Raw genomic sequence first — 24,656 nt, forward strand, 5'->3', positions numbered from 1 at the left:
TGAGCTGGGTGATCTGGCGCGCGGCTTCAACCGTTTTCTCGCCAGCCAGCGCGACCTGATCGGTGACGTGCTGGCGACCAGCGAACGCCTGCGCACGGCGGTCGGCCAGGTGACGCGGGTGGTGGAGAACACGGCCGGACGTGCCGGCCAGCAGCAGGAGATGACCGACATGGTGGCCACCGCCGTGCATGAGATGGGCCTCACCGTGCAGGAGATCGCGCGCAACGCCAGCAGCGCCGCGCAGTCCTCGCATGCCGCGCGTGACGAGGCGCAGGGTGCGCGCCAGGTGGTCGGGCAGTCCATCGCCCATATCGAGCGGATGTCGGCGGACATCGGCAGCGCAGCCGAGGCGGTCACCGAGCTGGCCGACCAGGTGGCTTCCATCGATCAGGTGCTGGCGGTGATTCGCGGGATTTCCGAGCAGACCAACCTGCTCGCGCTCAACGCCGCCATCGAGGCCGCACGCGCTGGCGAGATGGGCCGTGGCTTCGCGGTGGTCGCCGATGAAGTGCGTACCCTGGCCAGCCGTACCCAGGCTTCGACCGATGAAATCCAGCAGATGATCCAGCGCCTCAAACAGGGCGCCGAGACGGCGGTCAGCTCCATGCATGCGGGGCAGGCGGCGACCAGCACCGGCGTCGAGTCCAGCCAGCGCACCGGGCAGTCGCTGGGGGCGATCACCGAACAGGTCGAGCGCATCAGCGACATGAACACCCAGGTGGCGGCCGCGACCGAGGAGCAGAGCTCGGTGACCGAGGAGATCAACCGCAACGTGCAGGGCATCGCCGACCTGGCGCATGCCACCGCCGGTGAAGTCCGTGCCTGTCGCGAGGATTGTCAGACCCTCAGCCGCCTGGCCGACGACCTGACGGGGCAGATGGGCAAGTTCAGGCTCTGACCGGCTCGGCCGAGACCAGGCGGTTGCGGCCTTCGCGCTTGGCCCGGTACAGCGCGCTGTCGACGCGACGGAAGAAGGCGTCGGCATCGCTGTCGTGGCGGCTGTTGAAGCAGCCGACGCCGAGGCTGGTGGTCAGCACCAGGCGTTGTCCGGGCAGCTCCAGGCCTTCCTCTTCCAGCTCGCGCCGGAAGTGCTCCGCCAGGTCCCAGGCCTGTGCCAGGGTCGTACCCGGCAGCAGCACGCCGAACTCCTCGCCACCGAGACGCAGCAGGGCATCGGCATCGCGTCGGAAGACCCGGCGCATGCGTTCGGCGAAGGCAGTCAGGCAGGCATCGCCACTGGCATGGCCGTGTTCGTCGTTGACCTGCTTGAAGAAATCGATGTCCAACAACACCAGCGACAGCGGTTCGCCCTGGCGTATGGCATTGGCCACCAGGCTGGGGAACAGGTTGTTGAACTGATAGCGGTTGCCCAGTTGCGTCAGGCTGTCGGTACGGCTGAGCAGGTCGAGCTGGCGCTGCTGATCCAGCAGTTTCAGCTCCAGCTCCAGCGTGGCGCGGTACTCACGGTGATTGCGCCCCAGCACCAGGATCAGATAGCCCAGGTAGAAGAGCAGGGTGATCAGCACGGCGTGGCGCTCGTCCCAGTTCGACGCCATCACGGCGAGCCCTGGCAGGTAGAGCAGGATCAGCGCCAGCAGGGCACGTCTGTAGCGCATGGCGAAGTTGAAGGTCATTGCTGTGCTGAAGGCCACGGTGGCGAGCGTGGCGATCAGTTCCGAGCCGTCGTAGGCGTCGCTGTAGAGCGCCAGGGCGTGCGCCTGGCCCCAGCAGAACGCCGTCAGCAGAATCAGCCCCCAGTGACGATCCAGCCAGTGTTTCAGCTGCTGCGGATCGTCGATCGCGTTGGGGCGATGCAGCAGCCGGGCGATCAGCAATCCGGCGAACAGGCAGCTGCCCAGCACGCCACTGACGACGACACCTGCCGGAGAGGCGCTGAATATCCAGGTCAGCAGCCAGGCGAGCAGGTAGAAGAGTCCGCCCACGCGGGTGCGGATGCGCGTGTCGTCCACTTCGCGCCACAGGGCGAAGGTCGTTGGCTGGCGCGGTACTTCGGCGTCGGTCATTTCTCTGCTTGGGCCTCGCTGGAGAGGTCGGTGCCCTCTCCTGGAGTTTTTGTGATCACAGAAGCCAGTTCGCCAGAGCATAGCGCTTTTTGCGGGGAGATGAATGTCGAATCGCCACTACTGCGCGCCGCCTGTCGTTTCCGGCCCCGGCGGGCAATGTCCCGTTACGTTTGCCTGCCCCTGGCGTAAGAACCCGTGGGTGTTCGTCGCAGTCGGAGACTGCACTGCGCACGATTGCAACAAAACGGGCGCAGGCTGTCGTTCATCCACCTTCATGCGAGCGCTCTGCGATGTTGTCCGCTGCCAAGGGGATGCTTGGAAAGCTTCCTGTCCTCAGCCCATGGAAATGGGCACTGTTGCTGGCCTTGCTGCTGGCGACCTATTCCCTGCGTCTGCTGCATCTCGATGAGCGGCTGTACTTCTGGATCAAGACCTCCTGGCATGAGGATGCCTGGGAACATCGCAGCCTGTGGCTGCCCGAATACCGCGTGGCGATCGACGCCAAGCCGGTCGCCGGTGTCAGCAACAACTTCTCCGGGCTCAGCTTCGACGATGATCGCCAGCAGATCTGGGCGGTGGTCAACAACCCGGAGCAACTGCTGCGGCTGTCGCCTGAAGGCGAGCTGATCGCACGCTACCCGCTCGAAGGTTTCGAGGATGTCGAGGGCGTGACCTACCTGGGCGACGACCTGTTGTTGCTGGCCGAGGAGCGCAAGCACGCACTGGTCGCCGTCGCCGTTCCAACGCAACCCGGAGGCGCGATTCGCCGCACGCAGCATCGGGCGCTGACGCTGAGCATCGATCTGGGAGGCAACCAGGGCTTCGAGGGGCTTGGCTACGACCGCGCCGGTGATCGGCTGTTCGTGGTCAAGGAGCATTCGCCACGCAAGCTCTACGAGGTCAGGGGGCTCAAGAGCAGCCTGCAGGGCCGCTTCAACCTGGAAGTGATCGACCGCCAGGCCTGGATCGACCAGAAGATCTTCGCCAACGACCTGTCGTCGGTGCATTTCGACGAGCGCACCGGTCACCTGGTGTTGCTGAGCGACGAGTCGAAGCTGCTGATCGAACTCGGCCAGGACGGCCGGCTGATCAGTTTCCGTTCGCTGCTGCGGGGCTTTGCCGGCCTGCACAGCAGCGTGCCGCAGGCCGAGGGCGTGACGTTCGATGGCCAGGGCAATCTCTACCTGGCCAGCGAACCCAATCTGTTCTATCGCCTGCAGCGCCGCTGACTCAGCCGCGGCGGATCATCCAGATACCGGCGACGATCAGCAGCAGGCCTGCCACCTTGCCGAAGGTGATCGGCGACTCGCGAAACCCAGCCCAGCCGAAATGGTCGAGGGTGATGGCCATGGCCAACTGGCCGGCGATCACCAGCACCATGAACAGCAGGGCGCCGACGCGGGGGCCGGCGAAGGCGGCGGTGGCGATGAAGAAGGCGCCGAGCAGGCCGCCACTCCAGTGCCACCAGGTCAGCTCCTTGAGCAGGCCCAGGCCGGGCAGCTCGCGCTGGCTCAGGGTCATCAGCAGCAGCGCCAGGGTGCCGACGGCGAAGGAGATCAGCGCGGCGGCGAACACGCTGGACAGATGGCGGGCGAGCTGGCCGTTGATGCCGGCCTGCAGCGGCAGCACGGCGCCGGCCAGAAAGGGCAGGGCGAGCAGCCATCCGCTGACTTGATTCATGGGAGCACTCCAGAGGCAGGGAAAGGGCGCCATTATGACGCGCCGGCGCACCCGCGCCGCTATCCGACGAGGCGCCTGGCGAAGCCGGAGGCTTCGGCTAGGCTTGATTGCGATGCGCCCGGCAACGCACCGGGCGTCAGCCTGATTCGGAGAACCCACGATGGACATGAACCGTCGACAGTTCTTCAAGGTCTGCGGCGTAGGCCTTGGAGCATCGAGCCTGGCGGCTCTGGGGGTCGCGCCCCCGGATGCCTTCGCCGACCAGGTGCGACATTTCAAACTGACCAGTACCACCGAAACGCGCAACACCTGCCCCTACTGCTCGGTCGGCTGCGGCCTGATCATGTACAGCCAGGGCGATGCGGCGAAGAACGTGGCGCAGAACATCATCCATATCGAAGGGGACGCCGACCATCCGGTCAACCGCGGCACCCTCTGCCCGAAAGGTGCAGGCCTGCTGGACTTCGTCCACAGCCCCAATCGCCTCAAGTACCCGCAAGTGCGCGAAGCCGGCTCCAGCGAGTGGAAGCGCATCGACTGGGACCAGGCGCTGGACCGCATCGCCCGGCACATGAAGGCCGACCGCGACGCCAATTTCATCGAGAAGAACGAGCAGGGGCAGACGGTCAACCGCTGGCTCAGCACGGGCTTCCTGGCCGCCTCTGCGTCGAGCAACGAGGCCGGCTACATCACCCACAAGGTGGTGCGTTCACTCGGCATACTGGGGTTCGATAACCAGGCACGTGTCTGACACGGCCCGACGGTGGCAAGTCTTGCCCCGACGTTTGGCCGCGGCGCCATGACCAACCACTGGGTCGACATCAAGAATGCCGATCTGGTCCTGATCATGGGCGGCAATGCCGCCGAGGCTCACCCCTGCGGGTTCAAGTGGGTGACCGAAGCCAAGGCGCACAACCAGGCCAAGCTGGTGGTGGTCGATCCGCGCTTCACCCGTTCGGCCTCGGTGGCCGACCTGTACGCGCCCATCCGTACCGGTACCGATATCGCCTTCCTCGGCGGGCTGATCAACTACCTGCTGGAGAACGACAAGATCCAGCACGAGTACGTGCGCAACTACACCGACGTCAGCTTCGTGGTGCGCGAGGAGTTCGCCTTCGAAGATGGCATGTTCAGTGGCTACGACGCCGAGAAGCGGCGCTACGACAAGGCCAGCTGGGGCTACGAGATCGGTGAGGACGGCTATGCCGTGGTCGACCCGACCCTGAGTCACCCGCGCTGCGTGTTCAACCTGCTGAAGAAGCACTACAGCCGCTACACCCAGGACCTGGTCAGCAGCATCTGCGGCACACCCAAGGCGCAGATGCTGCAGGTGTGGGAGACCATCGCCGAGTGCTCGGCGCCGGGCAAGGTCATGACCATCATGTACGCCCTGGGCTGGACGCAGCATTCGGTGGGCTCGCAGATGATCCGCACCGGCGCCATGCTGCAGTTGCTGCTGGGTAACATCGGCATGCCCGGCGGCGGTATGAACGCCCTGCGCGGCCACTCCAACATCCAGGGGCTGACCGACCTGGGCCTGCTCTCCAACCTGCTGCCGGGTTACCTCAACCTGCCTGGCGATGCCGAGCAGGACTATGCCGCCTACATCGCCAAGCGCGCGCCGAAGCCGCTGCGGCCGGGGCAGCTGTCCTACTGGCAGAACTACGAGAAGTTCCACGTCAGCCTGATGAAGGCCTGGTACGGCAAGAACGCCACGGCCGAGAACAACTGGGGCTACGACTGGCTGCCGAAGCTGGATATTCCCGGCTACGACGTGCTCAAGGTCTTCGACATGATGTACCAGGGCAAGGTCAACGGTTACTTCTGCCAGGGATTCAACCCGATCGCCTCGTTCCCCAACAAGGCCAAGGTCGGCGCGGCGCTGGGCAAGCTCAAGTACCTGGTGGTCATGGACCCACTGGCCACCGAGACCTCGGAGTTCTGGAAGCATGTCGACGAGTTCAACGATGTCGACAGCGCCAGCATCCAGACCGAGGTGTTCCGCCTGCCCACCACCTGCTTCGCCGAAGAGGACGGTTCGCTGGTCAACAGCGGGCGCTGGCTGCAGTGGCACTGGAAGGGCGCCGAGCCGCCCGGCCAGGCCCGCACCGACATCGCCATCATGGCCGGCCTCTACCACCGCCTGCGCGGGCTGTACGCGAAGGAAGGCGGGGCCTTCCCCGCGCCTATCCTCAACCTCGACTGGTCGTACCTGAAACCCGACGAACCCGGCCCGGACGAACTGGCCCGCGAGTTCAACGGCAAGGCCCTGAGCGACCTGACCGACCCGGCCAGCGGCGCGCTGCTGGTCAAGGGCGGTGAGCAGCTGTCCGGCTTCGCCCAGTTGCGCGCCGACGGCAGCACCGCCAGTGGCTGCTGGCTGTTCTGCGGTTCGTGGACCGCGCAGGGCAACCAGATGGCGCGGCGCGACAACGCCGACCCCTATGGCATGGGTCAGACCCTCGGCTGGGCCTGGTCGTGGCCGGCCAACCGGCGGATTCTCTACAACCGTGCCTCGGCCGATGTCAGCGGCCAGCCCTGGGATGTCGAGAAGAAACGCCTGGTGTGGTGGAACGGCAAGGCCTGGGGCGGCACCGATGTGCCCGACTTCAAGGCCGACTCGCCGCCGGATGCCGGCATGAACCCCTTCATCATGAACCCCGAGGGGGTGGCGCGCCTGTTCGCCGTGGACAAGATGGCCGAAGGGCCGTTCCCCGAGCACTACGAGCCGTTCGAGACGCCCATCGGGCGCAACCCGATGCACCCGGACAACCCGGGGGCCATCAGCAATCCGGCGGCCCGGGTGTTCCAGAACGACATGGAGCTGTTCGGCAAGGCGGACGAGTTCCCCTATGCGGCGACCACCTACCGCCTCACCGAGCACTTCCACTTCTGGACCAAGCACTGCCGCCTCAATGCCATCGTCCAGCCCGAGCAGTTCGTCGAGATCGGCGAGGCGCTGGCCAGGGAACTGGGCATCGTCGCCGGCGAGCGGGTCAAGGTGTCGTCCAACCGTGGCTACATCAAGGCGGTGGCCGTGGTGACCAAGCGCATCAAACCGCTCACCGTGGATGGCAAGACCGTGCACCAGGTCGGCATTCCCCTGCACTGGGGCTTCGCCGGCGTGGCGCGCAACGGCTACCTGACCAACACCCTCACGCCTTTCGTCGGCGACGGCAACACGCAGACCCCGGAATTCAAGTCGTTCCTGGTCAACGTGGAAAAGGCATAGGAGCAGCGCCATGGCCTCACAAGACATCATTGCCCGCTCCGCCACCACCACGCCGATGCCCTCGGTGCGCGAGCTTGGCGAGGTAGCCAAGCTCATCGACGTCTCCAAGTGCATCGGCTGCAAGGCCTGCCAGGTGGCGTGCTCGGAGTGGAACGACCTGCGTGACGAGGTCGGCCACAACCACGGCACCTACGACAACCCGGCCGACCTCACGGCCAGCTCCTGGACGCTGATGCGCTTCACCGAACACGAGGAGGAAAGCGGCAAGCTGGAGTGGCTGATCCGCAAGGACGGCTGCATGCACTGCGCCGAGCCGGGCTGCCTGGCGGCCTGCCCGAGCCCGGGGGCGATCATCCAGTACGCCAACGGCATCGTCGACTTCAACCAGGACAAATGCATCGGCTGCAGCTACTGCATCACCGGTTGCCCGTTCAACATCCCGCGCATCTCGCAGAAGGACCACAAGGCCTACAAGTGCAGCCTGTGCTCCGATCGCGTGTCCGTCGGCATGGAGCCGGCCTGCGTGAAGACCTGTCCGACCGGCGCCATCGTCTTCGGCAGCAAGGAGGCGATGAAGGAGCACGCCGACGGGCGCATCGCCGACCTCAAGTCGCGCGGCTACGACAATGCCGGTCTCTATGACCCGGCCGGCGTCGGCGGCACCCACGTGATGTACGTGCTGCACCACGCCGACAAACCGTCGCTGTACGCCGGGCTGCCGGACGACCCGGCCATCAGCCCGACGGTGGCGCTGTGGAAGGGCGTGGCCAAGCCGCTCGGCCTGCTGGCCATGGGCGCCACGGCGCTGCTCGGCTTCTTCCACTACATCCGCGTCGGACGCAACCGCGTGGAGGAAGACGAGCCCGTGACCGGCGATCCTGCGGTGCATCAGGTCGACCCGGCCGTGCACACCTATGATCCGAACCAGCGGCCGTAGGAGACCAGCATGAAACACGATATCCAACGCTACACGGCCGGCGAACGCAGCAACCACTGGGTGGTGGCGATCCTCTTCATCCTCGCCGGCCTGTCCGGCCTGGCGCTGTTCCACCCGGCGCTGTTCTGGCTCAGCAACCTGTTCGGTGGCGGCGTGTGGACGCGCATCCTGCACCCCTTCCTTGGCCTCGGCATGTTCCTGTTCTTCCTCTGGCTGGTGATGCGCTTCGCCGGGCACAACCGCCTCGAAGCCGGCGACCGCCAATGGCTGGCACAGTGGCGCGACGTGGTCGCCAACCGCGAGGAAAACCTGCCGCCGGTGGGGCGCTACAACGCCGGGCAGAAGCTGCTGTTCTGGGTGCTGCTGCTGTGCATGCTGGTGCTGCTGGCGACGGGCATCGTCATGTGGCGCCAGTACTTCAGCCACCTGTTCGGCATCGACCTGATCCGCCTCGCTTCGCTGCTGCACGCGGCAGCGGCCTGGGGGCTGATCATCTGCATCATCGTGCACGTCTACGCCGGCATCTGGGTCAAGGGCTCCATCGGCGCGATGGTCAGCGGCTGGGTCAGCAAGGGCTGGGCCCGCAAGCACCACGCCGCTTGGTACGAGGAAGTGAGCAAGGACAGCCACAAACACCACTGAGCGCGTTGCTGGATGAGCGTTCCATCGCGGCTGAAGCCGCTCCTACACCATCGCCGCACATCACCCCGTAGCCCGGATGCAATCCGGGACCGCACCCGGCCAAGCGCCAACGTACGTCTCTGTGGGAGGGGCTTCAGCCGCGACAGCCCCGTAACAGAAACCACATATCTGACCCTCCAGCAACCTGCCCATCCCCACCGGCAAACCCCATCAGCCTGGTCTAGGCTGATCACAGCCATTTCCACGGGAGCAGTCCCTAAGGAGTCCTGCGTGTCAGGCCAGATTCTCGAGCCGGGGCAGATCGAAGCTGCGGCCAATATTCCGCCCTTTCTCCACTTGCCCGAGCCCGACCTGTTCCGCCGCCGTGCCCAACGCCTGCGCCACCTCGCCGTGGATCACCCCTTGGCCGCCTATCTGCTGCTGATGGCCGAGTTGTGCGAGGCCCAGCAGCGCGTGCTGGACGCGCCGCCTGCATTGCCGGGCCCCTCGGCCGACACCCTGAGCCGTTGCCTGGAACACCAGATGCCGCCGCTGGGCTTCGACACGCTGGTGCGTGGCGATGCCTGGCTGCCGGCGCTGGATGCGCTGCTGAGCAGCTTTCAGGGTACCGGCAACCCCTCCGTCAGTGCTGCCCTGGCGGCCCTGCGTGAAGCCGACAGCGGTCAGCGCAAGGTCTGGGCCATCGCTTTGCTGGGCGGTCAGTTCGATCTGTTGCCTGCTGCCCTGGCGCCCTTTCTCGGTGCCGCGTTGCAGGTCGCGTTCAGTCACTGGCTGCTGGCGCTGCCGAGCGAACGTCTGGTCGAGGCCGGCAGCCAGACGCAGTGCCCGGCCTGCGGCTCGCCGCCGGTGGCTGGCATGCTGCGCCATCGCGGCAAGTATGCCGGCCTGCGCTACCTGAGCTGTTCGCTGTGCGCCTGCGAATGGCACTACGTGCGGGTCAAGTGCAGCCATTGCGAGTCGTCCAAACACCTTGGCTACCTGTCCTTGCAGCGCGAAGACGTGGCTGCCGAGCGGGCGGCGATTCGCGCCGAGGTCTGCCCGGCGTGCCAGGGCTATCTCAAACAGTGCTACCTGGAGTTCGACGACCAGGCCGATGCCGTCGCCGATGACCTGGCCAGCCTCGATCTGGACATGCGCCTGAGCGAGGACGGGCATCTGCGCCGCGCGCCGAATCTGCTGCTGGCCCCCGGCAATACCGATTGACGGAGCGTGACGATGAACGCTGCCCGCCTGCCTTCCATCGACCGCCTGTTGCGCTGCGACAGCGTGGCGCCGCTGCAACGACGCTATGGCCGCGATGCCCTGCTGGCCACCCTGCGTGACCTGCTCGACGAGCTGCGCGAACCCGCGCGCAGTGGCCAGCTCGCAGCCGTCGAACTGAGCGAGGCCGTGCTAGCTGGCCGCGCCGGTGAGCGGCTGGCGGCGCGCCATGCGAGCCGCGTGCGCCGCGTATTCAACCTCACCGGTACCGTGCTGCACACCAACCTCGGCCGGGCGCTGTTGCCCGAGGAAGCCATCGACGCCATCACCCAGGCCGCGCGCTATCCGCTCAACCTCGAATTCGACCTGGCCAGCGGCAAGCGCGGTGACCGCGACGACCTGATCATCGGCCTGATTCGCGAGCTGACGGGCGCCGAGGCCGTCACCGTGGTCAACAACAATGCCGCCGCCGTGCTGCTGGCACTGAACAGCCTGGGGGCGCGCAAGGAAGGCATCATTTCCCGCGGCGAGCTGATCGAGATCGGCGGTGCCTTCCGCATTCCCGACATCATGGCGCGCGCCGGGGTCAAGCTGGTCGAAGTCGGCACCACCAACCGCACCCACGCCAAGGACTACGAGGCCGCCATCGGCCCGCGCTCTGGCCTGCTCATGCGCGTGCACACCAGCAACTACAGCGTGCAGGGCTTCACCGCCAGCGTCGCCACCCGTGACCTGGCCGCCATCGCCCACGCCCATGGCCTGCCGCTGCTGGAAGACCTCGGCAGCGGCAGCCTGATCGACCTCACTCGCTGGGGCCTGCCCAAGGAACCGACCGTGCAGGAAGCACTGCGCGATGGCGCTGATATCGTCACCTTCAGCGGCGACAAGCTGCTCGGCGGCCCGCAGGCCGGGATCATCCTCGGCAGCCGGGAACTGATCGGACGGATCAAGAAAAACCCACTCAAGCGCGCCCTGCGCGTGGACAAGCTGACCCTGGCTGCTCTGGAGGCGGTGCTCGGCCTGTACCGTGATCCGGACCGCCTGGGTGAGCGCCTGACCAGCCTGCGCCTGCTCAGCCGGGCGCAGGTGGACATTCGCGCCCAGGCCGAGCGCGTCGCCCCGGCACTGGCTGGCAGTCTCGGCGGGCCCTGGCAGGTTGCCGTGGTCGACGCCCTGGGCATGATCGGTAGCGGCGCCCAGCCCGTGGCGCGTCTGCCCAGCGCGGCCCTGTGCATTCGTCCGCAGACCTCCAAGCGCATGCGCGGTCGTGCGCTGCGCGAACTGGAAGGGCTGCTGCGCGAGTTGCCGATCCCGGTGATCGGCCGGGTCGACGACGACGCTCTGTGGCTCGACCTGCGCCAGCTCGACGATGAGGCCGCCTTCGTCGCGCAACTTTCCAGGTTGCGCGAGGCACTGCCGTGATCGTCGGCACCGCCGGCCACATCGACCACGGCAAGACCGCGCTGCTGCAGGCACTCACCGGCCAGCAGGGCGACCGCCGTCCGGCTGAGCGCGCCCGTGGTATCACCATCGACCTGGGCTACCTCTATGCCGACCTGGGCGACGGCCAGCTCACCGGTTTCATCGACGTGCCCGGGCATGAGCGCTTCGTCCACAACATGCTCGCCGGCGCCTGTGGCATCGACCTGCTGTTGCTGGTGGTGGCCGCTGACGACGGCGTGATGCCGCAGACCCGCGAGCACCTGGCTATCGCCGAGCTGCTGGGCATTCGCCAGGCGCTGGTGGTGTTGAGCAAGGTCGACCGGGTGGATGCCGTGCGCGTGCAACAGGTGAGCGAGCAGGTGCGCGACTTGCTCGCCCCCGGCCCGCTGGCTGGCGCCGAGCTGCTGGCGGTGGACAGCCTCAGTGGGCAAGGCATCGACACCCTGCGCCAGCACCTGCTGGCATTCGCGGCCGCGCAGGCGGCGCGCAGCGCGCAGGGCTATTTCCGCCTGCCCATCGACCGCGCTTTCAGTGTCGACGGTGCCGGTGTGGTGGTCACCGGCACGGCCTTCGCTGGGCAGGTGGCGCTGGCCGACGAGTTGCTGCTCAGCCCCTCCGGGCGTCGCGTGCGTGTACGCGGCCTGCATGCACAGAACCGCCAGGCCGAACGTGCCGTCGCCGGCCAGCGGGTAGCGCTGAACCTGGCCGGTGAGCGCCTGACGGTCGAGCAACTGCATCGGGGCGACTGGTTGCTGGCAACGGCGCTGCTGGCGCCGAGCACCCGCCTGGACATCGAGCTGCAACTGCTCGCCTCGGAAACACGTGCGCTGGCGCACTGGACGCCGGTGCACGTGCACCTGGCAGCGCAGGACGTCAGCGGGCGTGTCGCCCTGCTCGATACGGACAGCCTCGCGCCCGGCCAGTCCTGCCTGGCCCAACTGGTGCTCAATGCCCCGGCGCATGCCGTACACGGCGATCGCGTGGTGCTGCGTGACCAGTCCGCGCAGCGCACCCTGGGCGGAGGGCAGGTACTCGACCCTTTCGCTCCGGCCCGTGGGCGCCGCTCATCGCCGAGGCTTGTACAACTGCAGGCGCTGCGCGGCGCCTCTCTGGAGGAAGCACTACCGGCATTGCTGCAGTCTGCCGGCAATGGCCTCGATCCCGCCCTGCTGGAGCGCCAGTTCAACCGCCAGCGTGACAGCTGGACGTTGCCCTCTGGTCTCTGCGAGCTGGTCACCCGCCAGGGCACGCGATTGTTCGATTCGACTCAATTGCAGACGTTGCGCGAGGCGCTGGTCGAAGGCCTGCGACGTTTTCATGCTGAATCGCCGGACGAGCTCGGCCCGGACCGCGACCGTTTGCGTCGTTATGCCCTGAGCGAACTGGAGCGCCCGGTATTCATCGCACTGCTGGACGAGGCGTTGGCCGAGGGGCGCATCAGCAGCAGCGGGCCCTGGCTGCACCTGCCGGATCACCGCGTGCAACTGGGTGCGGAGGACGAAGCGCTGCGCGAACGGCTCTGGCCGCTGCTGCTGGCCGGCGGCTTCGACCCGCCCTGGGTCCGCGACCTGGCTGGCGCGGTGCAGCAGGATGAAGCCAGCGTACGCCTGCTGCTGCGCAAACTGGCGCGCCTGGGCCTGCTGCATCAGGTGGTCAAGGATCTGTTCTACCCCGAGCCAACCCTGCACAGCCTGGCATTTCATGCCCTGACGCTGGAGCAGCAGCATGGCGGCCTGCGCGTGATCGACTGGCGCGACCGCATCGCCGTTGGTCGCAAGCGCAGCATCCAGCTGCTGGAGTACTTCGACCGCATCGGCTTCACCCGCCGCCTGGCCACCGAGCGCCGCATCCGCGGCGACTCGGCATTGGCTGTTCAACTGATGGGAGTCAAGGAAGAGGAGGGCTGCTTACCCAGTGACATCCATTGACGCAAGACGGTAGCCATCGGCTACCTTGCGCAAGAACAAGGACGGCTGCCATGCACCACGCAGCCAACGAACGAGGAAGGCAATCACGCCCGGTGGCGTGGCCAGGCTTCAACCCTCTGGTTCGCTCTCGCATTGCTCTGCAAAGCCCGGCTTTTCTGGCCTTGCAGTCCTGCGGCTACAGCATTTTTCCGCTATCCCTTGCAGTGATTTCGACACTTTTTCGACACGCCGTCTGGACAGCTTTCAAGCCTGCCAGTAGCGTCTGGCCATTACGTTGCCTTGGCTGATCGGCTGTTTTGTCGTTTTCCGCCAACCCGGAGTCGCGTTCCTCCGTCTTGTCTTCAAGCGAATCAAGGCCTTACTGTATGACAAGGAACGTTATCCGACATCGCCAAGGTGTGTTATGCGACAGCAATGTCGCCTAATTAATAGTTACCCAATGATGGTCAGATCGGCGTAAGGAAACGTAAATGACATGGGATCAAGGTGACCCAAAAGCAAAAAATCTGCTATTGAGCGAAACCAAACAGCGCTGTTTGGTTTCGCTGGAAGCTGCTGTTTTCTGATTTTTGCCCCCTTGAGTTTCACCTTCATTTATATGGCCGCTACGCGTCCGCGTGCAAATCATCGGATAACTACTCACTAGAGCGAACACTTCGTGCCGCTCACCTCGGTCGTTAGGACAACTCCAGAGAGAGCTATATGCTAGAAAATCTTCTGTCGCTCGGCCTGATTCCTCTAATAATGGTTGTCGGTTTTTTGCCAACATGGCTCGCGACTTTATATTGGCTGCTGACCAAGCTTACAAATTATAATGACCATGGTTTTATGTTTAATCCAGTTCCTGTAATTGCTGTGACATCTTATGCTTCTGTAGTTGTTACGTTTTGCATGCTTCTCTTATATGCAATGGCACATTCAGGAGTCTAAAAATGGGAAAGGGTATAAAGAATCATCCTAACAAATCGCTCAAGTCATTCGCTTCGCTCACTGGGACCAGCTAAAGCCGGCCCCTTAGCTTAATCGTTAGGTAGCTTATTCGTGCAATTCATTCGCACCACTAAAGCAACAGACTGGAAGCGACCAATCCCTTCAATCGTTGAGCGCATCGAAAGAGCACTTCTGAGTTTTATACCAAGAGCCAATCCTGGCTATGAATCGAAACTTCATCTAGTACATGAATGGCTAATAGAGTTTGACGGCAGAGGCTTACCCAATCGTGAAATCGGTATAACCAAAAATGGCACACCGGTCATCGCGGGGCCAAATAAAGAAAACTATGGTTTCTGGCTTGATACCAACATGAGCATTGCTGATTTTTGCGATACCCCAATTACCAGGGATGAATTCGAAATAGCCTGGAAAGAAGCAGTAGAGAAGCTAAAATTTTGAGCGCCACCTAACTAGTGGTTCAAGTAGTTCGCTGCGGAAAAGGGGGCGGGTTAGAGTCCGCCCCGTAACCAAATGTTATGTGTTGGAATCATGAGCGCAAATTACTCGAAGCAGTGGATGTCCTTTAGAGTAAGGCGAGGAATGTTTATAGCTGTATTTCTTTCCTGGATTATTATCGGGGCAAAAGTGTCACCATTACTAGAGAGCCTCACAGGCAGCAAGCACTCTGGGCTAATGGCGCTAGCTATTTATTTGCCAATATTTTTTATCTCTGGATATCGACTGATAAACTTTAAGTGCCCAAGATGCAAAAAACAGTACTCCAGCGTCAACTGGTTGCTTGGCAGCAATAAATGCATGAATTGCGGCCTGGAAAAATGGCACGATGACACATAACAACTGGTGCAAACCGTTCGCTGCTTACTTTACTCGCACCTGGAACCATGTGCTCAAGCATACCAGCGCCTAGCTGCTTCCTGCGTGCTCGTTATCTCGTGCTGAATGGGTCAGCGTTTCGGTTGGCTTCGTAATTGGTAGGGTAGGGTTTGCTTGGTCTCTCTGCTACAGTCTTACCGCGTGTCGTTACGAGAAGATAAATCTGTCCCCCCTTTTTTCTTAGCTTAATCGTTAGGTGCTTCATGAGTAAGCTCGCATGCACATGTGGCCATATAATCCGCGACCAAACGGACTCACTATCCTACAAAGCCTCACTTATAAAAGATCAGCAGGAAGAGGAGTTCATTCAAAATTTGGCGCAAGAAATTAACTCTCTATTGACTGCAGCAAAAGCTGGAAATCTAGAAGCTCATTTAGATGAGCGATACGGAAATACGCCCTGGCGACCGAAGACGGCTGAGGTCTGCTATGACATTATCGGGAGCGCATTGTTGAGTAATTCTATTATGGCCTACGAGTGCCAGTTGTGCGGTAAGTTGTGGGTTCAGAAAGAGGTAAACAGTTTTATGCCCTTCAACCCCGAAAGCGGAGTGTATGAGGCAGTGCTGTCTGTTAACCCTGCACCTAACTAGTGGTTCAAGTCGTTCGCTTCGCTCACAGGGACGGGCCAAAGCCGGCCCCTTAACCAACGTTAGGTGCAATCACACATGGATCTAGACCTATCCATAGCCGGCGCAAAAGAGGAACGTGCCAAACTTAAGCAATTCCACGCAATCCTGAACAGCCCGAGCATTGTCCCTGAGCAGGCATATCGAATGTCAGCAAACCTTTACCCTCTCGTTTGCTATGTAAATAATATAGTCGGGCTCTATCTCAGCAAAAATTACGAAGTTATACCTCTCTTCATAAACCGAGCGCTAATGCATATAAATACACACCCTGCACAACCCGCCGGCATCGCCTATCAAGATACAGTCATGCTTTACCTGCGGCACATGGCTCATGTGCTTAAATCATATTCTTCCATGTCTCACGAGCTTCTATACAGGCTTATACCTGAAGAAGTCTTGAATGCAGGCCCTCAGCAGATCCCTAGCATCGCGGCGAGCACCTAACTAGTGGTTCAAACCGCTCGCTTCGCTCACTGGGACGGGCTAAAGCCCGCCCCTTAACCAAACGTTAAATGACAATGACTTGTCCCATGCCAAAACGCATAGAAGAACTGACGGTTGCTGACTTGGAGGGTAACCGTTGGTGCGTATATCATAACGACGAGGAAGGCTATGACAGTTTTGAGTTCGTCATACCCGACACTCATCCGGACTTCTCAGAGCATGCTATCGAAATTGAGCTGGCGAACTTCAGCTTCTCTGGCGGCAGAGTCTTCAAAGGTTTATTTGACGGGTCAGAATCTTTTTCAGTTTTCCACAATGGTAATTGGCATTCATTCTGGCATGGCACCTCAAAACCAAATAAAAACACAGTCAGCGAATTCAAAGAATTTCTAAATATCAACCAGCTAGCCTTGCCCGTTTTGGCAGAAGCCGCATGGAGCGGCGTATCAAGAACGTACAGCGGCTTACAATACGTTGATGATACCGGAGCAATTCGTGAGCTTGTCATTTAACAACTGGTTCAAATCGCTAGCTTCGGTCACTGGGAAAAGGGGACCGATTTATTTATGGTGCAGCTCCACTGGTCTAAAAATTAATCTGTCCCCTTTTTTCTTTTCTACACGGCGGGAATGTCCTCACCCTGCAAAAGGTGCTCGGCCATGCCTCCCTGGTAATGACCATGCGCTATGCCCACTTGGCGCCGGACTATCTCAAGGAAGCCATGGTGCTTGGACCGATCAGGGGGGGTCGACACTTATTCGACACTGACGCCGATAGCGGAAAAGAAGAACGCTAGAACCCGCGTCGTTCGGGGCTTCCAGCGGGGAAAATGGCGGAAGGCAGTGAGAGTCGAACTCACCCAGGAACGGATGCCGTCCCCCACCGGGTTTGAAGCCCGGCCACGCCACCGGGCGTGATTGCCTTCCTTATTGATTCACAAGGCTTTTTCTTGCCCTGCTGGATCAGCGTTCGCGGAAGTGTCGAAAGTCCCGACTGGGCCCGAACGACAACACATCCTGCATGTGTCCGGGTGCCAAGTGAGCGTAGCGCATCGTCATGCTCAACGAAGAATGCCCAAGAATCTTCTGAAGAGAAAGGATGCTGCCACCGTTGGCCATGAAGTGAGAGGCGAAGGTGTGTCGCAGCACGTGGGCTTTCTGTCCGGCCGGTAGTCGTAGGCCAGCCTTGTCGACCGCTTCATCGAAGGCGTTGCGGCAGTTGGTGAACAGGCCGTGCGCCTTGAAGTGCTGGAGTATCCGCGCTTCCAGCTCGGGCGGTATCGGGATCGACCGGCGACGCTTGGATTTGGTGTTGATGACGTGCACCGCTCCCCCCTTCACCCTGGACGGCACCAACCCCTGAGCCTCATTAGGATCGAAGCCTTAGAAAAAAGGAGACGACGCCCCCGAATGGCTGACCAGCAAACCGCGTAAACGCGGCAACATGGGTGCAGTAATCGCAGGGGTGATAGGCATGGTCGTCACCCTTGGGCGGCCAGGCGTTCATGAAGAACACCGTAAAGAACCTGGCTGCGAACAGTCAGCAGACGAAGCCCAAGCCGGTTGCAGAAATCACCCGATCAGGGCCAACGCCCAGGAACGACTGGGACAAGATCGTGGAAGAGCAGGCAAGGCGAGACGCAATGTCTCGACAGCGAGCTGAGCAACCCACCAGCTCAGACAGCCCAGCCACCAAACAAACCGTATTCAACGATCAGAACTACACCCCGAAGGGCGCGATAAACCTTGTCGACGCGAGAGAGTGGGGCACCGCCGAGCCATACGAGCAAACCCGAAAGCGCCAGGAAGAACAGAAGATCATGGTGATCGGTGAGCAGAACAGACCAGAGGACTGGATCTGCTCATACGTCGGGAAGGATGGAAGTCTAAGGCAGCGTGATTGTAAGTCGCGGTATCAGTTGAATAACAGGAACTGAAACGCTGCTAGGGAACGAGGCATTAAATATCGAGCGGTTTATTTATTGCACTCGTCAGCCAGAGAATAAATCTGTCCCCATTTTATTGTTGCGGTGTATTGTTGGCTCTATGCCTTTTGCAAATAAATTGAACTAGTTCATATTTGCTGGAGCCTGCCACAAGGGAAGTCCACTTGGAGTTATTAGACCAAGCCTTAAGTGGTTTCGTTGGTTTTTCCTGCGCCCCATCTTCGTTGTTGCTGGCGAGTTCGAGATATTGTTTTGATGCGCAGTTTATATTTAGCTCAGTAAAGTCTGTGTATTCGTTATTCTTCCCTATTCGACTGGTCAGAACCTTGCTAATGTTCAAGTCAATTTTTTCATGTGTTAATACATAATACGTGCCGCTATCTCCTGCAGTGGGAGCTCGATAAAGTTCTCTTGAATAACAAAAGGTATTGATGGTCATTAGTATGGCTATGGCGGCCGCGCAATAAAATTTCATTTCGTACTCCATTTTGGCCGACGCTCGGTTAAAGAGCAGACTTTAGCTTGTCATTGCGAACGACTTGAACCATTTGTTATGCGTTTTTCTTCATGATTTGATGAATTGCATTCATAGGGTGCAAAGATAAAGCTATTGTTGCCCCAGCAGGAACTTTAAGGTCTGGCGCGGATTTTTGACTGGCACTGGTAACTGCTCGCTGCGATATAACACCGATAGCCTCACCATCTTCGTTAACCACTGGGCCACCACTAGCACCACTATTAACGCCATTATCCAAATAGAATAGATCAACTTCTACAGTGATGTTCTGGCTCGAATCTTCTGCGATAATTTTTCTATGGCTGCCAATAGCAGCTCTTTTGATTAATGGCCCCATCATATCGGCCATGTAGCCCTTCTTCATTGCGGAAAGAAAATCTTGTATTCCGGGGAAATCTTTTTCTGCAATTCTATCAATGTTAAATGGTAAAGAAAGATCATCAGAGAAGCCTGAAATAAATACTTGCTGCCCTAGGTTTGGCGAAATTATTCTTGCGGGCAAATAAGGAAATTCTTCGTCTTGCTTTTCTTTTGGTGCAAGTGCGGCAATATCAAGCTGTATTGTTTCAGTAAAGGCAGCGCATTGGATATTTAAGCTGCAAAAAGAAACTCTATATTCAAGTGCAGGCCTTCCTGCGAACTTGACAAATATCTTTGCATTAGGATCTGAGTAATCTTTGTGTAGTATTGGTACCCTTCCAGTTACCACGTGTGCTGCGGTAAGGACTTCGCCATCTGACGTAAATGCAAAACAAGTACCCTGACTAATAACTTCATCGTCAAGAATAACAGTGACATAGCCGCAGCATCTCTGAATGTTTTCGTAAATTTCTTTATGCATACGAATTTGAACCAGTTGTTATGCCTTTAGCCACCAGATTACAGTGCAATTGATCAGCGCCATCGCAAGCAGAGCTAAAAGCCCGGCAACTACCTTGACCCCGTACGAGCTCCAAACCTTACCTGCTTTTTCATCTAGCGAAAGTGCCCACCTATACGTCCCTACTTCACTTTCGTTGAATACGACCAAAAAGATATGGTTAAGGCTTGTGGCTAGAATAATTGAGAAAGCTAGTAGCACCGCTGGAAGCCAGTAAACTGAGTGCAAAATAAAATATGCTGATGAAAAGCCAGCTGCAGCCATGGCGAGTTCGGAAAATTGCTTTGAGCTAGAATAAAGGAAATTTAAAAAATTACTCTCATTTGACTTATCCTCCCACAGAAAAGATAACCACATTGTTATCAATGCAAGTACTGCGGCTGAAGTCAATCCAAACTGCAGTGTTGTCAACGAAGTGTTGTCAGCATTTAGTTTTGTTGCAGGGTAGATAAGTTGCACGGCAAGCCCGATTGCTAGCCACCAAAATACAGGTAGAGGGCTTATCATTTTGTAATTGCTATATGATTTTCTAAACATCTCTTTCATTGATCTCATGCTGTGTTTTGGCATAACTATAAATTAGACGACATTGCTGTTGTGGCGAAAAGGGGACAGATTTATTTATTGCGCTCGTCTGTCAAAAAATAAATCTGTCCCCTTCTTAATTCTGCTACGACTTCGCTCATTGTTTCTCCATGATCAAACACGGAAAGGGGGCGGATTTATTCATTGCGCTCATCTGTCATGAAATAAATCTGTCCCTTTTCTTTCTTTTCTGCTATCGCTACTTGTTGGGACGTATACAATTGTTAGGCGCTTTATTCTCTGGCTTCGCGTTTTGCTCGGTAGTGGCGAACTATAGCCAAGGTTAGGGCCCCAATACTAAGAGCAAGAAACGCTACAAAAGCAATTGGTTGTGGTAGGAGTTGGTCGCATGCCCCGTTATAACGAACACAGCCAGAGTGTGTTTGTTGAATAATTCGTATTGCCCATGCTGACGAAATGGAAGCCAGAGCAAACGAAGCACCCGCTACATAATACGGAACGGTATATGATTTATGCACAGTCTCTCCTTGAAATGCCTAACTTTTGGTTAACGGGCGGGCTTTAGCCCGTCCCAGTGAGCGAAGCGAGCGATTTGAACCATTTTTTAGGTTATGGTTATGGGCACTGCGGCGCTACCTGCCCGTTACCACCTATAACTTCATTATTGACAGAAAAGACGTCTATAAATAAGTAATCTACGCAAAGGAGTCCGTTTTTAGATTTCGTACATGTGTGTTTCTGCGCGTCCAGATTTTTTTGGGTAAAGTATTGCGCCTCATTTTCTCTCATGTCTGACTCTGCGCAGGAGTAGCCGTTAGCCTCAAGTTTAGAAAGTAATATTCTTATATTGGCTGAGTTCTGTTTTGCGTTATTGAAATCACTAGCAGGTTGGTTGGTGCTACACCCGGTTAGAATTGCCAGTAGAAAAACAAGGGTGGAGTTGTTGATTGCTTTAGTCATGGTATAAAAACCTAGTGAAAAGGGGGCTGGTGAAAAGGGGGCAAATTTATTTATTGCGCTCGTCTGTCATAAAATAAATCTGTCCCCTTTTCTGTCCCCTTTTCTTATATCTCCCAAAGCGAAACTGGATGTCGAATTGACCAACCAACACTTGCGTCGTGAATTCATCAACGATTCCTGATAGATCTATGTCTCTGGGAATGCGGTACATAATTGCCTAACGTTTGGTTAAGGGGCGGGCTTCAGCCCGTCCCAGTGAGCGAAGCGAACGATTTGAACCACTGGTTAGTTTTCACCACAAAGTTGGTTCTGAATTTTCATTGCTATGGCTCCATGACCAATGCCCTTGCCTTTGTTGTGCTCGGAGAAATTTTGGGCGTTTGTAACATCCTCCCATTGTTCAACCGAAAGCAGTTTCTCATGGGTGTTATCTGTTTCTAGCTCGAACTCAATGAAACGACCAGTATTGGTTAGGATTCTTCCGAATAGGCTCGGCATACCTGGAAAGTCTATTTCAAGTTGTAGAACGATTGTGCCGCTCCAGAGTATGCCTTGCTCTTTGCCGTAGGCGTACAGGGCCGGAGGTATTGGATGCTCATGCCAATATTTGGCTATGGAGAGCAGCCTGTACTCAGCGATTGCGTTCTGCTCTTGGACATTGAGCTGGCGCTTTTTTAGCAATCGCGAAATTTCCATGTGATACCTAACTATAAATTAGGCGACATTGCTGTCGCATAACATCCCCAGTAATGTCTGATAATCAACCATAATTCGGCGCAAGCCTTTGATTTATCACGTATCAAAGGTGAGAAACGCGACACTTTCAGATTGGAAAAGCGACACCGAAGACCTAAGGCATAGGGGCGTGACGGCAAGAAGCTAGCCATAGCCGCCGAACCTGTCTAGCTGACGTGTCGAAAAAGTGTCGAAAACAACGGGCGACAGAGTGCCGCAATGGGCAGGAGGGAAGGGACGAAAGCCCCGATTTTGCTAGCATTGGGCAGGGAAGGGCAGCGGTTCAAACGGGTTCGACTCTCACTGCCTTCCGCCACTTTCAAGACGTAGGTTCGCCCCCTCGCAGGAGCCTGATGATCCTGCGAGGGGGAGGGGCGGTACCTGGTAGCGGATGATTGCCGGCTCAGGCGCGTTTCTCGCCTACGTAGGAAACCTCGTCGCGCAGCATGCGAAGGTCTACGGCATCCTGATTGAGGCGGTGGACGAGGCGGAGCATCTGCTGGCGCAGTACCTCATCCCGAGTGTTCTCTGCGGCGCGCATCAGCGCGAATGCCGCGTCTTCATTGTTGCTTGCTATGGAGTCTAGCGACTTGCGTACGTTGCGGATCAAGGTGAAACCCTCGGTTTAGACGCGTGCAAGGTAGGCAATGAATGTTACTGAAATGTTGCAGCGCATCAGCGTCGGACGAGTGGACAGGCCGAGAAACGCGGCTATCGTCATTTTTTTGCAATGTCGTAGAGGGAGATTGGAGCAGCACCCTGAGCAAGTGGGGGCTGCTCATACCTACTAGGCAAGGCCAACCGCATGGTTGGCCTTTTTTTTACCCGACCTGCCGATCTGAACCCGTATACCGATGGAGGCAGCATGGATATCGCGATTGAAAAGGTTGAGAGCAAGGGGACCGAGCAATGGATCGTCTGTACAGGCTCGCTGAAGATGAGTTTCAACGATCAGCCGTCTGCAATGGCGTTCTCGAGCAAGCTGAAGGAACGGGTTGAAGCGCCCCACTCGCTGCCAGTGATCGACTCCGGGGCGTTCGAGCAGGTAGCCGAACTGGACTGCGTCAAATAGCGCTGGATGCTGCACGCCAGCGAAACTAGCCATCGCCACCGAACGACTGCGTCAAGAACAGCGCTGAAACAGGGGAACGGCACAGCTGCTCCGCGCTTCGCTTCAGTCCCCGAGTACCTGAACGCCCTCTGCCAGCGGGTCGAAGCCGTCGCGTGTCATCCGCTCGGCGAATGCCTGACGGGCGGCTGCGCCAGTGAGCAGTTGCGTTTTCAGCAGCGCCAGGTCATCGGCTATCAGCCTCACCAGCCAGCCGCTTCCGTAGCAGTCCTGGTTGATCAGGGCCGGTCGCCGGACGACTTCGGCGTTGCTGCTGTGCAGGATGCCGCTCAGCGGGCTGCGTGCGGAGGAGGCGGCCTTGGCGAACTCCACGACGCCGAAGCTGCGGTTCTGCTCGATGCGCTGACCGTCGCGCTTGGGCGTGAAGGCGAAGATCTGCCCGTATAGCGCGCAGCCATATGCGGTCAGACCCAGAGTGAGGCAGCCATCCGCTTCTTCGCGCAACCACAGGTTGTGCTCCGGGGCGTAGAGCAGGTCATCGGGAAAGGCCAGGCCGTGCAGGTTCATGGCAGTCCTCAGAGGGTCAGCACGCGATCGTACTCCAGAATCATCTGCGCCAGTTCGCCGCCACTGGCGATCTCGTCCAGCTCGGGGATCAGGGCGTCCTCATCGATGACGACGCCCGGCGCACGGCACATCAGCACGCGCGCTCCCGCCAGTTTCGCTTGCTGAATGAAGTGGCGAATCGGCTCGCCCTGTTCGCTGGCGCGCAGGGTGTCGGCGACCGACTGCTGTGCGAGCTGCGCGGCTTCACCACTGAGGAACAGGGTGACCTCGGCGTCCATGCAGGCCAGCAGGGTGGCGGTGTGAAAGGGCGCGGCGCAGCGGGCCGGGGTGCTGGGGCCGCTGCTGACGATGATCAGCACACGCCGCACCGCACTCACAAGGGTTTCTCCAGTTGCACCAGGGCGACGCGGCTGCCATCCGGGGCGCGACGCTCGACGATGCCGACGGCGCGGTAGCCCATACGGCTGTAGAGCAGCAGGCCGCCCGCGTTGGCGTTGAAGCAGGACACCTTCATCAGCGGCACCTTGTAGTGTTCGCGGGCGATGCGCTCCATCACGCTGACCAGGTACTGCGCCACCCCCCGGCTGCGTGCCCAGGGTGCCACCATCAGGTTGCCCAGGGCGCAGAACTCGCCGTGTTGCCACTGGTAGAAGTTGGCGAAGCCGGCGATCCTGCCGTCCAGCTCCACGACGACACTGTCGCGGCGCTCGGCGATGGCGGCGGCGAGCTGGCCGACATCCAGCGGCCAGATGGCCTTGGGGTAGCAGAAGAACAGTTCATCGGCGTTCTGTGGAAAGCCGACCACGGTCTGGAGGTCGGCGGCCGTGGCGGGGCGGTGCTGCAGGTGGGCATTCACGCGCTGCGTTCCTCGTTCAGCGTGGTGGATATTGCGAGAGCACCTGGGTGACGGTGTCGCGGATCGCCCGTTCCCGCTCGGCGGGGCTCGGCGGCTGGTTGCGCATGATCTGCTCGCCGCTGCCGCGCCAGACCAGCTTGCCGTCGCGGGCGTCGTACAGGTCGATCTGCAGGGTGGCGACCTTGTAGTCGACGCGCCGGGTTTCGGTGAAGGCCGGGCCGCCCCAGTAGCCTCCCCAGTACCCGCCCCAGCCTCCCCCGTACTGGGTGGTGATCTGGTCCTGGCGCTCGTCGACGATCAGTACGCTCTGTACCTTCAGGTCGCCCTGGCCGGCGCTGGCCTGGCGCAGGCCTCGCTGCTCGAGCTGGTCGGCGACGGCCTGGCTGATGCGGGCCTCGGTGATGTCGCTCTTGAGGCGCGCGTCATCGGGTTGGTAGAGCAGTTTGGCGTCCTTCCAGCTCCAGCTGCGATAGGCGGAGAAGTCGCGGCTGGGGTCGAAGTCGTGCTCCAGGCTGACGCTGGCGCAGCCGCTCAGCAGCAGGGTGAGAAGCAGGTAGGGCAGGGCGCGCATGATGAGCTCCAGTGCGTTCGA

At 59.5% G+C, this 24,656-nt stretch carries 24 protein-coding genes, 1 tRNA gene and 1 pseudogene; 13 read left to right on the top strand and 13 right to left on the bottom strand.

Annotated features, from left to right (window positions below; translation table 11 throughout):
- The first annotated feature begins 193 nt into the window (after positions 1–193).
- Complete coding sequence (locus FIV02_RS25160; RefSeq protein WP_371923263.1) at positions 194–898, top strand: methyl-accepting chemotaxis protein; 705 nt, start codon at positions 194–196, stop codon at positions 896–898.
- On the opposite strand, the gene FIV02_RS03690 is transcribed toward FIV02_RS25160, so the two are convergent.
- A complete protein-coding gene (locus FIV02_RS03690) occupies positions 888–2,024 on the bottom strand; it encodes a GGDEF domain-containing protein (protein ID WP_152487829.1) in 1,137 nt (378 codons plus the stop codon). The two genes, FIV02_RS25160 and FIV02_RS03690, sit on opposite strands and share 11 nt — an antisense overlap.
- 290 nt (positions 2,025–2,314) lie before the next feature.
- Between FIV02_RS03690 and FIV02_RS03695 the strand changes: the two genes are divergently transcribed.
- The gene (locus tag FIV02_RS03695) at positions 2,315–3,253 is read left to right on the top strand and encodes an SdiA-regulated domain-containing protein (RefSeq protein ID WP_152487830.1); all 939 of its coding nucleotides are present in this window, start codon (positions 2,315–2,317) and stop codon (positions 3,251–3,253) included.
- 1 nt (position 3,254) lies between these two features.
- Here the strand turns inward: FIV02_RS03695 and FIV02_RS03700 are convergent, their stop codons facing one another.
- Positions 3,255–3,704, bottom strand: coding sequence for a DMT family transporter (locus tag FIV02_RS03700; RefSeq protein ID WP_047584361.1), 450 nt, complete (start codon positions 3,702–3,704; stop codon positions 3,255–3,257).
- A 160-nt stretch (positions 3,705–3,864) separates the two neighbouring features.
- On the opposite strand from FIV02_RS03700, the gene fdnG reads away from it, so the two are divergent.
- The 9 genes from fdnG to FIV02_RS03745 all read left to right on the top strand — a co-directional run bounded on the left by fdnG (position 3,865) and on the right by FIV02_RS03745 (position 16,501).
- A complete protein-coding gene (gene fdnG / locus FIV02_RS03705) occupies positions 3,865–6,936 on the top strand; it encodes a formate dehydrogenase-N subunit alpha (protein ID WP_152487831.1) in 3,072 nt (1,023 codons plus the stop codon).
- Between the two features lie 10 nt (positions 6,937–6,946).
- Positions 6,947–7,873 (top strand): formate dehydrogenase subunit beta, encoded by a 927-nt coding sequence (gene fdxH / locus FIV02_RS03710; protein ID WP_152487832.1) that lies wholly within the window; start codon positions 6,947–6,949, stop codon positions 7,871–7,873.
- A gap of 9 nt (positions 7,874–7,882) precedes the next feature.
- The gene (locus tag FIV02_RS03715; RefSeq protein WP_134678083.1) at positions 7,883–8,515 is read left to right on the top strand and encodes a formate dehydrogenase subunit gamma; all 633 of its coding nucleotides are present in this window, start codon (positions 7,883–7,885) and stop codon (positions 8,513–8,515) included.
- A gap of 270 nt (positions 8,516–8,785) precedes the next feature.
- The gene (gene fdhE, locus FIV02_RS03720; RefSeq protein WP_152487833.1) at positions 8,786–9,718 is read left to right on the top strand and encodes a formate dehydrogenase accessory protein FdhE; all 933 of its coding nucleotides are present in this window, start codon (positions 8,786–8,788) and stop codon (positions 9,716–9,718) included.
- Between the two features lie 12 nt (positions 9,719–9,730).
- The gene (gene selA / locus FIV02_RS03725; protein WP_152487834.1) at positions 9,731–11,137 is read left to right on the top strand and encodes an L-seryl-tRNA(Sec) selenium transferase; all 1,407 of its coding nucleotides are present in this window, start codon (positions 9,731–9,733) and stop codon (positions 11,135–11,137) included.
- The gene (gene selB, locus FIV02_RS03730) at positions 11,134–13,086 is read left to right on the top strand and encodes a selenocysteine-specific translation elongation factor (RefSeq protein ID WP_152487835.1); all 1,953 of its coding nucleotides are present in this window, start codon (positions 11,134–11,136) and stop codon (positions 13,084–13,086) included. The genes selA and selB overlap by 4 nt, the downstream gene beginning before the upstream one ends.
- A 1,041-nt stretch (positions 13,087–14,127) precedes the next feature.
- Entirely contained in the window at positions 14,128–14,478 is a 351-nt protein-coding gene (locus tag FIV02_RS03735; protein ID WP_152487836.1) for a hypothetical protein, read from the top strand.
- Between the two features lie 638 nt (positions 14,479–15,116).
- Entirely contained in the window at positions 15,117–15,506 is a 390-nt protein-coding gene (locus FIV02_RS03740) for a hypothetical protein (protein WP_152487837.1), read from the top strand.
- Positions 15,507–16,075: 569 nt separating this feature from the next.
- A complete protein-coding gene (locus tag FIV02_RS03745) occupies positions 16,076–16,501 on the top strand; it encodes a hypothetical protein (protein ID WP_152487838.1) in 426 nt (141 codons plus the stop codon).
- A 318-nt stretch (positions 16,502–16,819) separates the two neighbouring features.
- Here FIV02_RS03745 and FIV02_RS03755 read toward each other — a convergent pair.
- Positions 16,820–16,915, bottom strand: a tRNA-Sec gene (locus FIV02_RS03755).
- Between the two features lie 36 nt (positions 16,916–16,951).
- Positions 16,952–17,356 (bottom strand): annotated as a pseudogene (locus FIV02_RS03760) (tyrosine-type recombinase/integrase); the annotation flags it as partial.
- A 137-nt stretch (positions 17,357–17,493) separates the two neighbouring features.
- Between FIV02_RS03760 and FIV02_RS03765 the strand changes: the two are divergent.
- Positions 17,494–17,925 (top strand): hypothetical protein, encoded by a 432-nt coding sequence (locus tag FIV02_RS03765; RefSeq protein WP_152487839.1) that lies wholly within the window; start codon positions 17,494–17,496, stop codon positions 17,923–17,925.
- A gap of 82 nt (positions 17,926–18,007) precedes the next feature.
- Here the strand turns inward: FIV02_RS03765 and FIV02_RS03770 are convergent, their stop codons facing one another.
- The 5 genes from FIV02_RS03770 to FIV02_RS03790 all read right to left on the bottom strand — a co-directional run bounded on the left by FIV02_RS03770 (position 18,008) and on the right by FIV02_RS03790 (position 22,182).
- Positions 18,008–18,409, bottom strand: a complete 402-nt coding sequence (locus FIV02_RS03770; RefSeq protein WP_152487840.1) for a hypothetical protein — start codon at positions 18,407–18,409, stop codon at positions 18,008–18,010.
- 76 nt (positions 18,410–18,485) lie between these two features.
- Complete coding sequence (locus FIV02_RS03775; protein WP_152487841.1) at positions 18,486–19,292, bottom strand: serine protease; 807 nt, start codon at positions 19,290–19,292, stop codon at positions 18,486–18,488.
- Positions 19,293–19,310: 18 nt separating this feature from the next.
- Positions 19,311–19,877 (bottom strand): hypothetical protein, encoded by a 567-nt coding sequence (locus FIV02_RS03780; protein WP_218571700.1) that lies wholly within the window; start codon positions 19,875–19,877, stop codon positions 19,311–19,313.
- 1,245 nt (positions 19,878–21,122) lie between these two features.
- The gene (locus FIV02_RS03785) at positions 21,123–21,533 is read right to left on the bottom strand and encodes a hypothetical protein (protein ID WP_152487842.1); all 411 of its coding nucleotides are present in this window, start codon (positions 21,531–21,533) and stop codon (positions 21,123–21,125) included.
- 442 nt (positions 21,534–21,975) lie between these two features.
- Positions 21,976–22,182 carry a hypothetical protein gene (locus tag FIV02_RS03790; protein WP_080757014.1) on the bottom strand — a complete coding sequence of 69 codons (207 nt, stop codon included), beginning with the start codon at positions 22,180–22,182 and terminating at the stop codon, positions 21,976–21,978.
- 255 nt (positions 22,183–22,437) lie between these two features.
- Here FIV02_RS03790 and FIV02_RS03795 point away from each other — a divergent pair, with 255 nt between their 5' ends.
- Positions 22,438–22,644, top strand: a complete 207-nt coding sequence (locus FIV02_RS03795) for a hypothetical protein (protein WP_152487843.1) — start codon at positions 22,438–22,440, stop codon at positions 22,642–22,644.
- Between the two features lie 102 nt (positions 22,645–22,746).
- Here the strand turns inward: FIV02_RS03795 and FIV02_RS03800 are convergent, their stop codons facing one another.
- The 4 genes from FIV02_RS03800 to FIV02_RS03815 are packed head-to-tail and all read right to left on the bottom strand — an operon-like array spanning position 22,747 to position 24,638.
- Positions 22,747–23,208 (bottom strand): glycine cleavage system protein H, encoded by a 462-nt coding sequence (locus FIV02_RS03800; protein ID WP_152487844.1) that lies wholly within the window; start codon positions 23,206–23,208, stop codon positions 22,747–22,749.
- A gap of 8 nt (positions 23,209–23,216) precedes the next feature.
- Positions 23,217–23,585 (bottom strand): DsrE family protein, encoded by a 369-nt coding sequence (locus FIV02_RS03805; RefSeq protein ID WP_152487845.1) that lies wholly within the window; start codon positions 23,583–23,585, stop codon positions 23,217–23,219.
- On the bottom strand, positions 23,582–24,064 hold the full coding sequence (locus tag FIV02_RS03810) for a GNAT family N-acetyltransferase (RefSeq protein WP_152487846.1): 483 nt from the start codon (positions 24,062–24,064) through the stop codon (positions 23,582–23,584). Before FIV02_RS03810 ends, FIV02_RS03805 begins: the two co-directional genes overlap by 4 nt.
- Positions 24,065–24,080: 16 nt before the next feature.
- A complete protein-coding gene (locus FIV02_RS03815; RefSeq protein ID WP_371923264.1) occupies positions 24,081–24,638 on the bottom strand; it encodes a DUF4136 domain-containing protein in 558 nt (185 codons plus the stop codon).
- Between the last annotated feature and the right edge of the window lie 18 nt (positions 24,639–24,656).

The organism is Pseudomonas sp. THAF187a (assembly GCF_009363395.1).
In the GTDB taxonomy this organism is placed as follows: domain Bacteria; phylum Pseudomonadota; class Gammaproteobacteria; order Pseudomonadales; family Pseudomonadaceae; genus Aquipseudomonas; species Aquipseudomonas khazarica.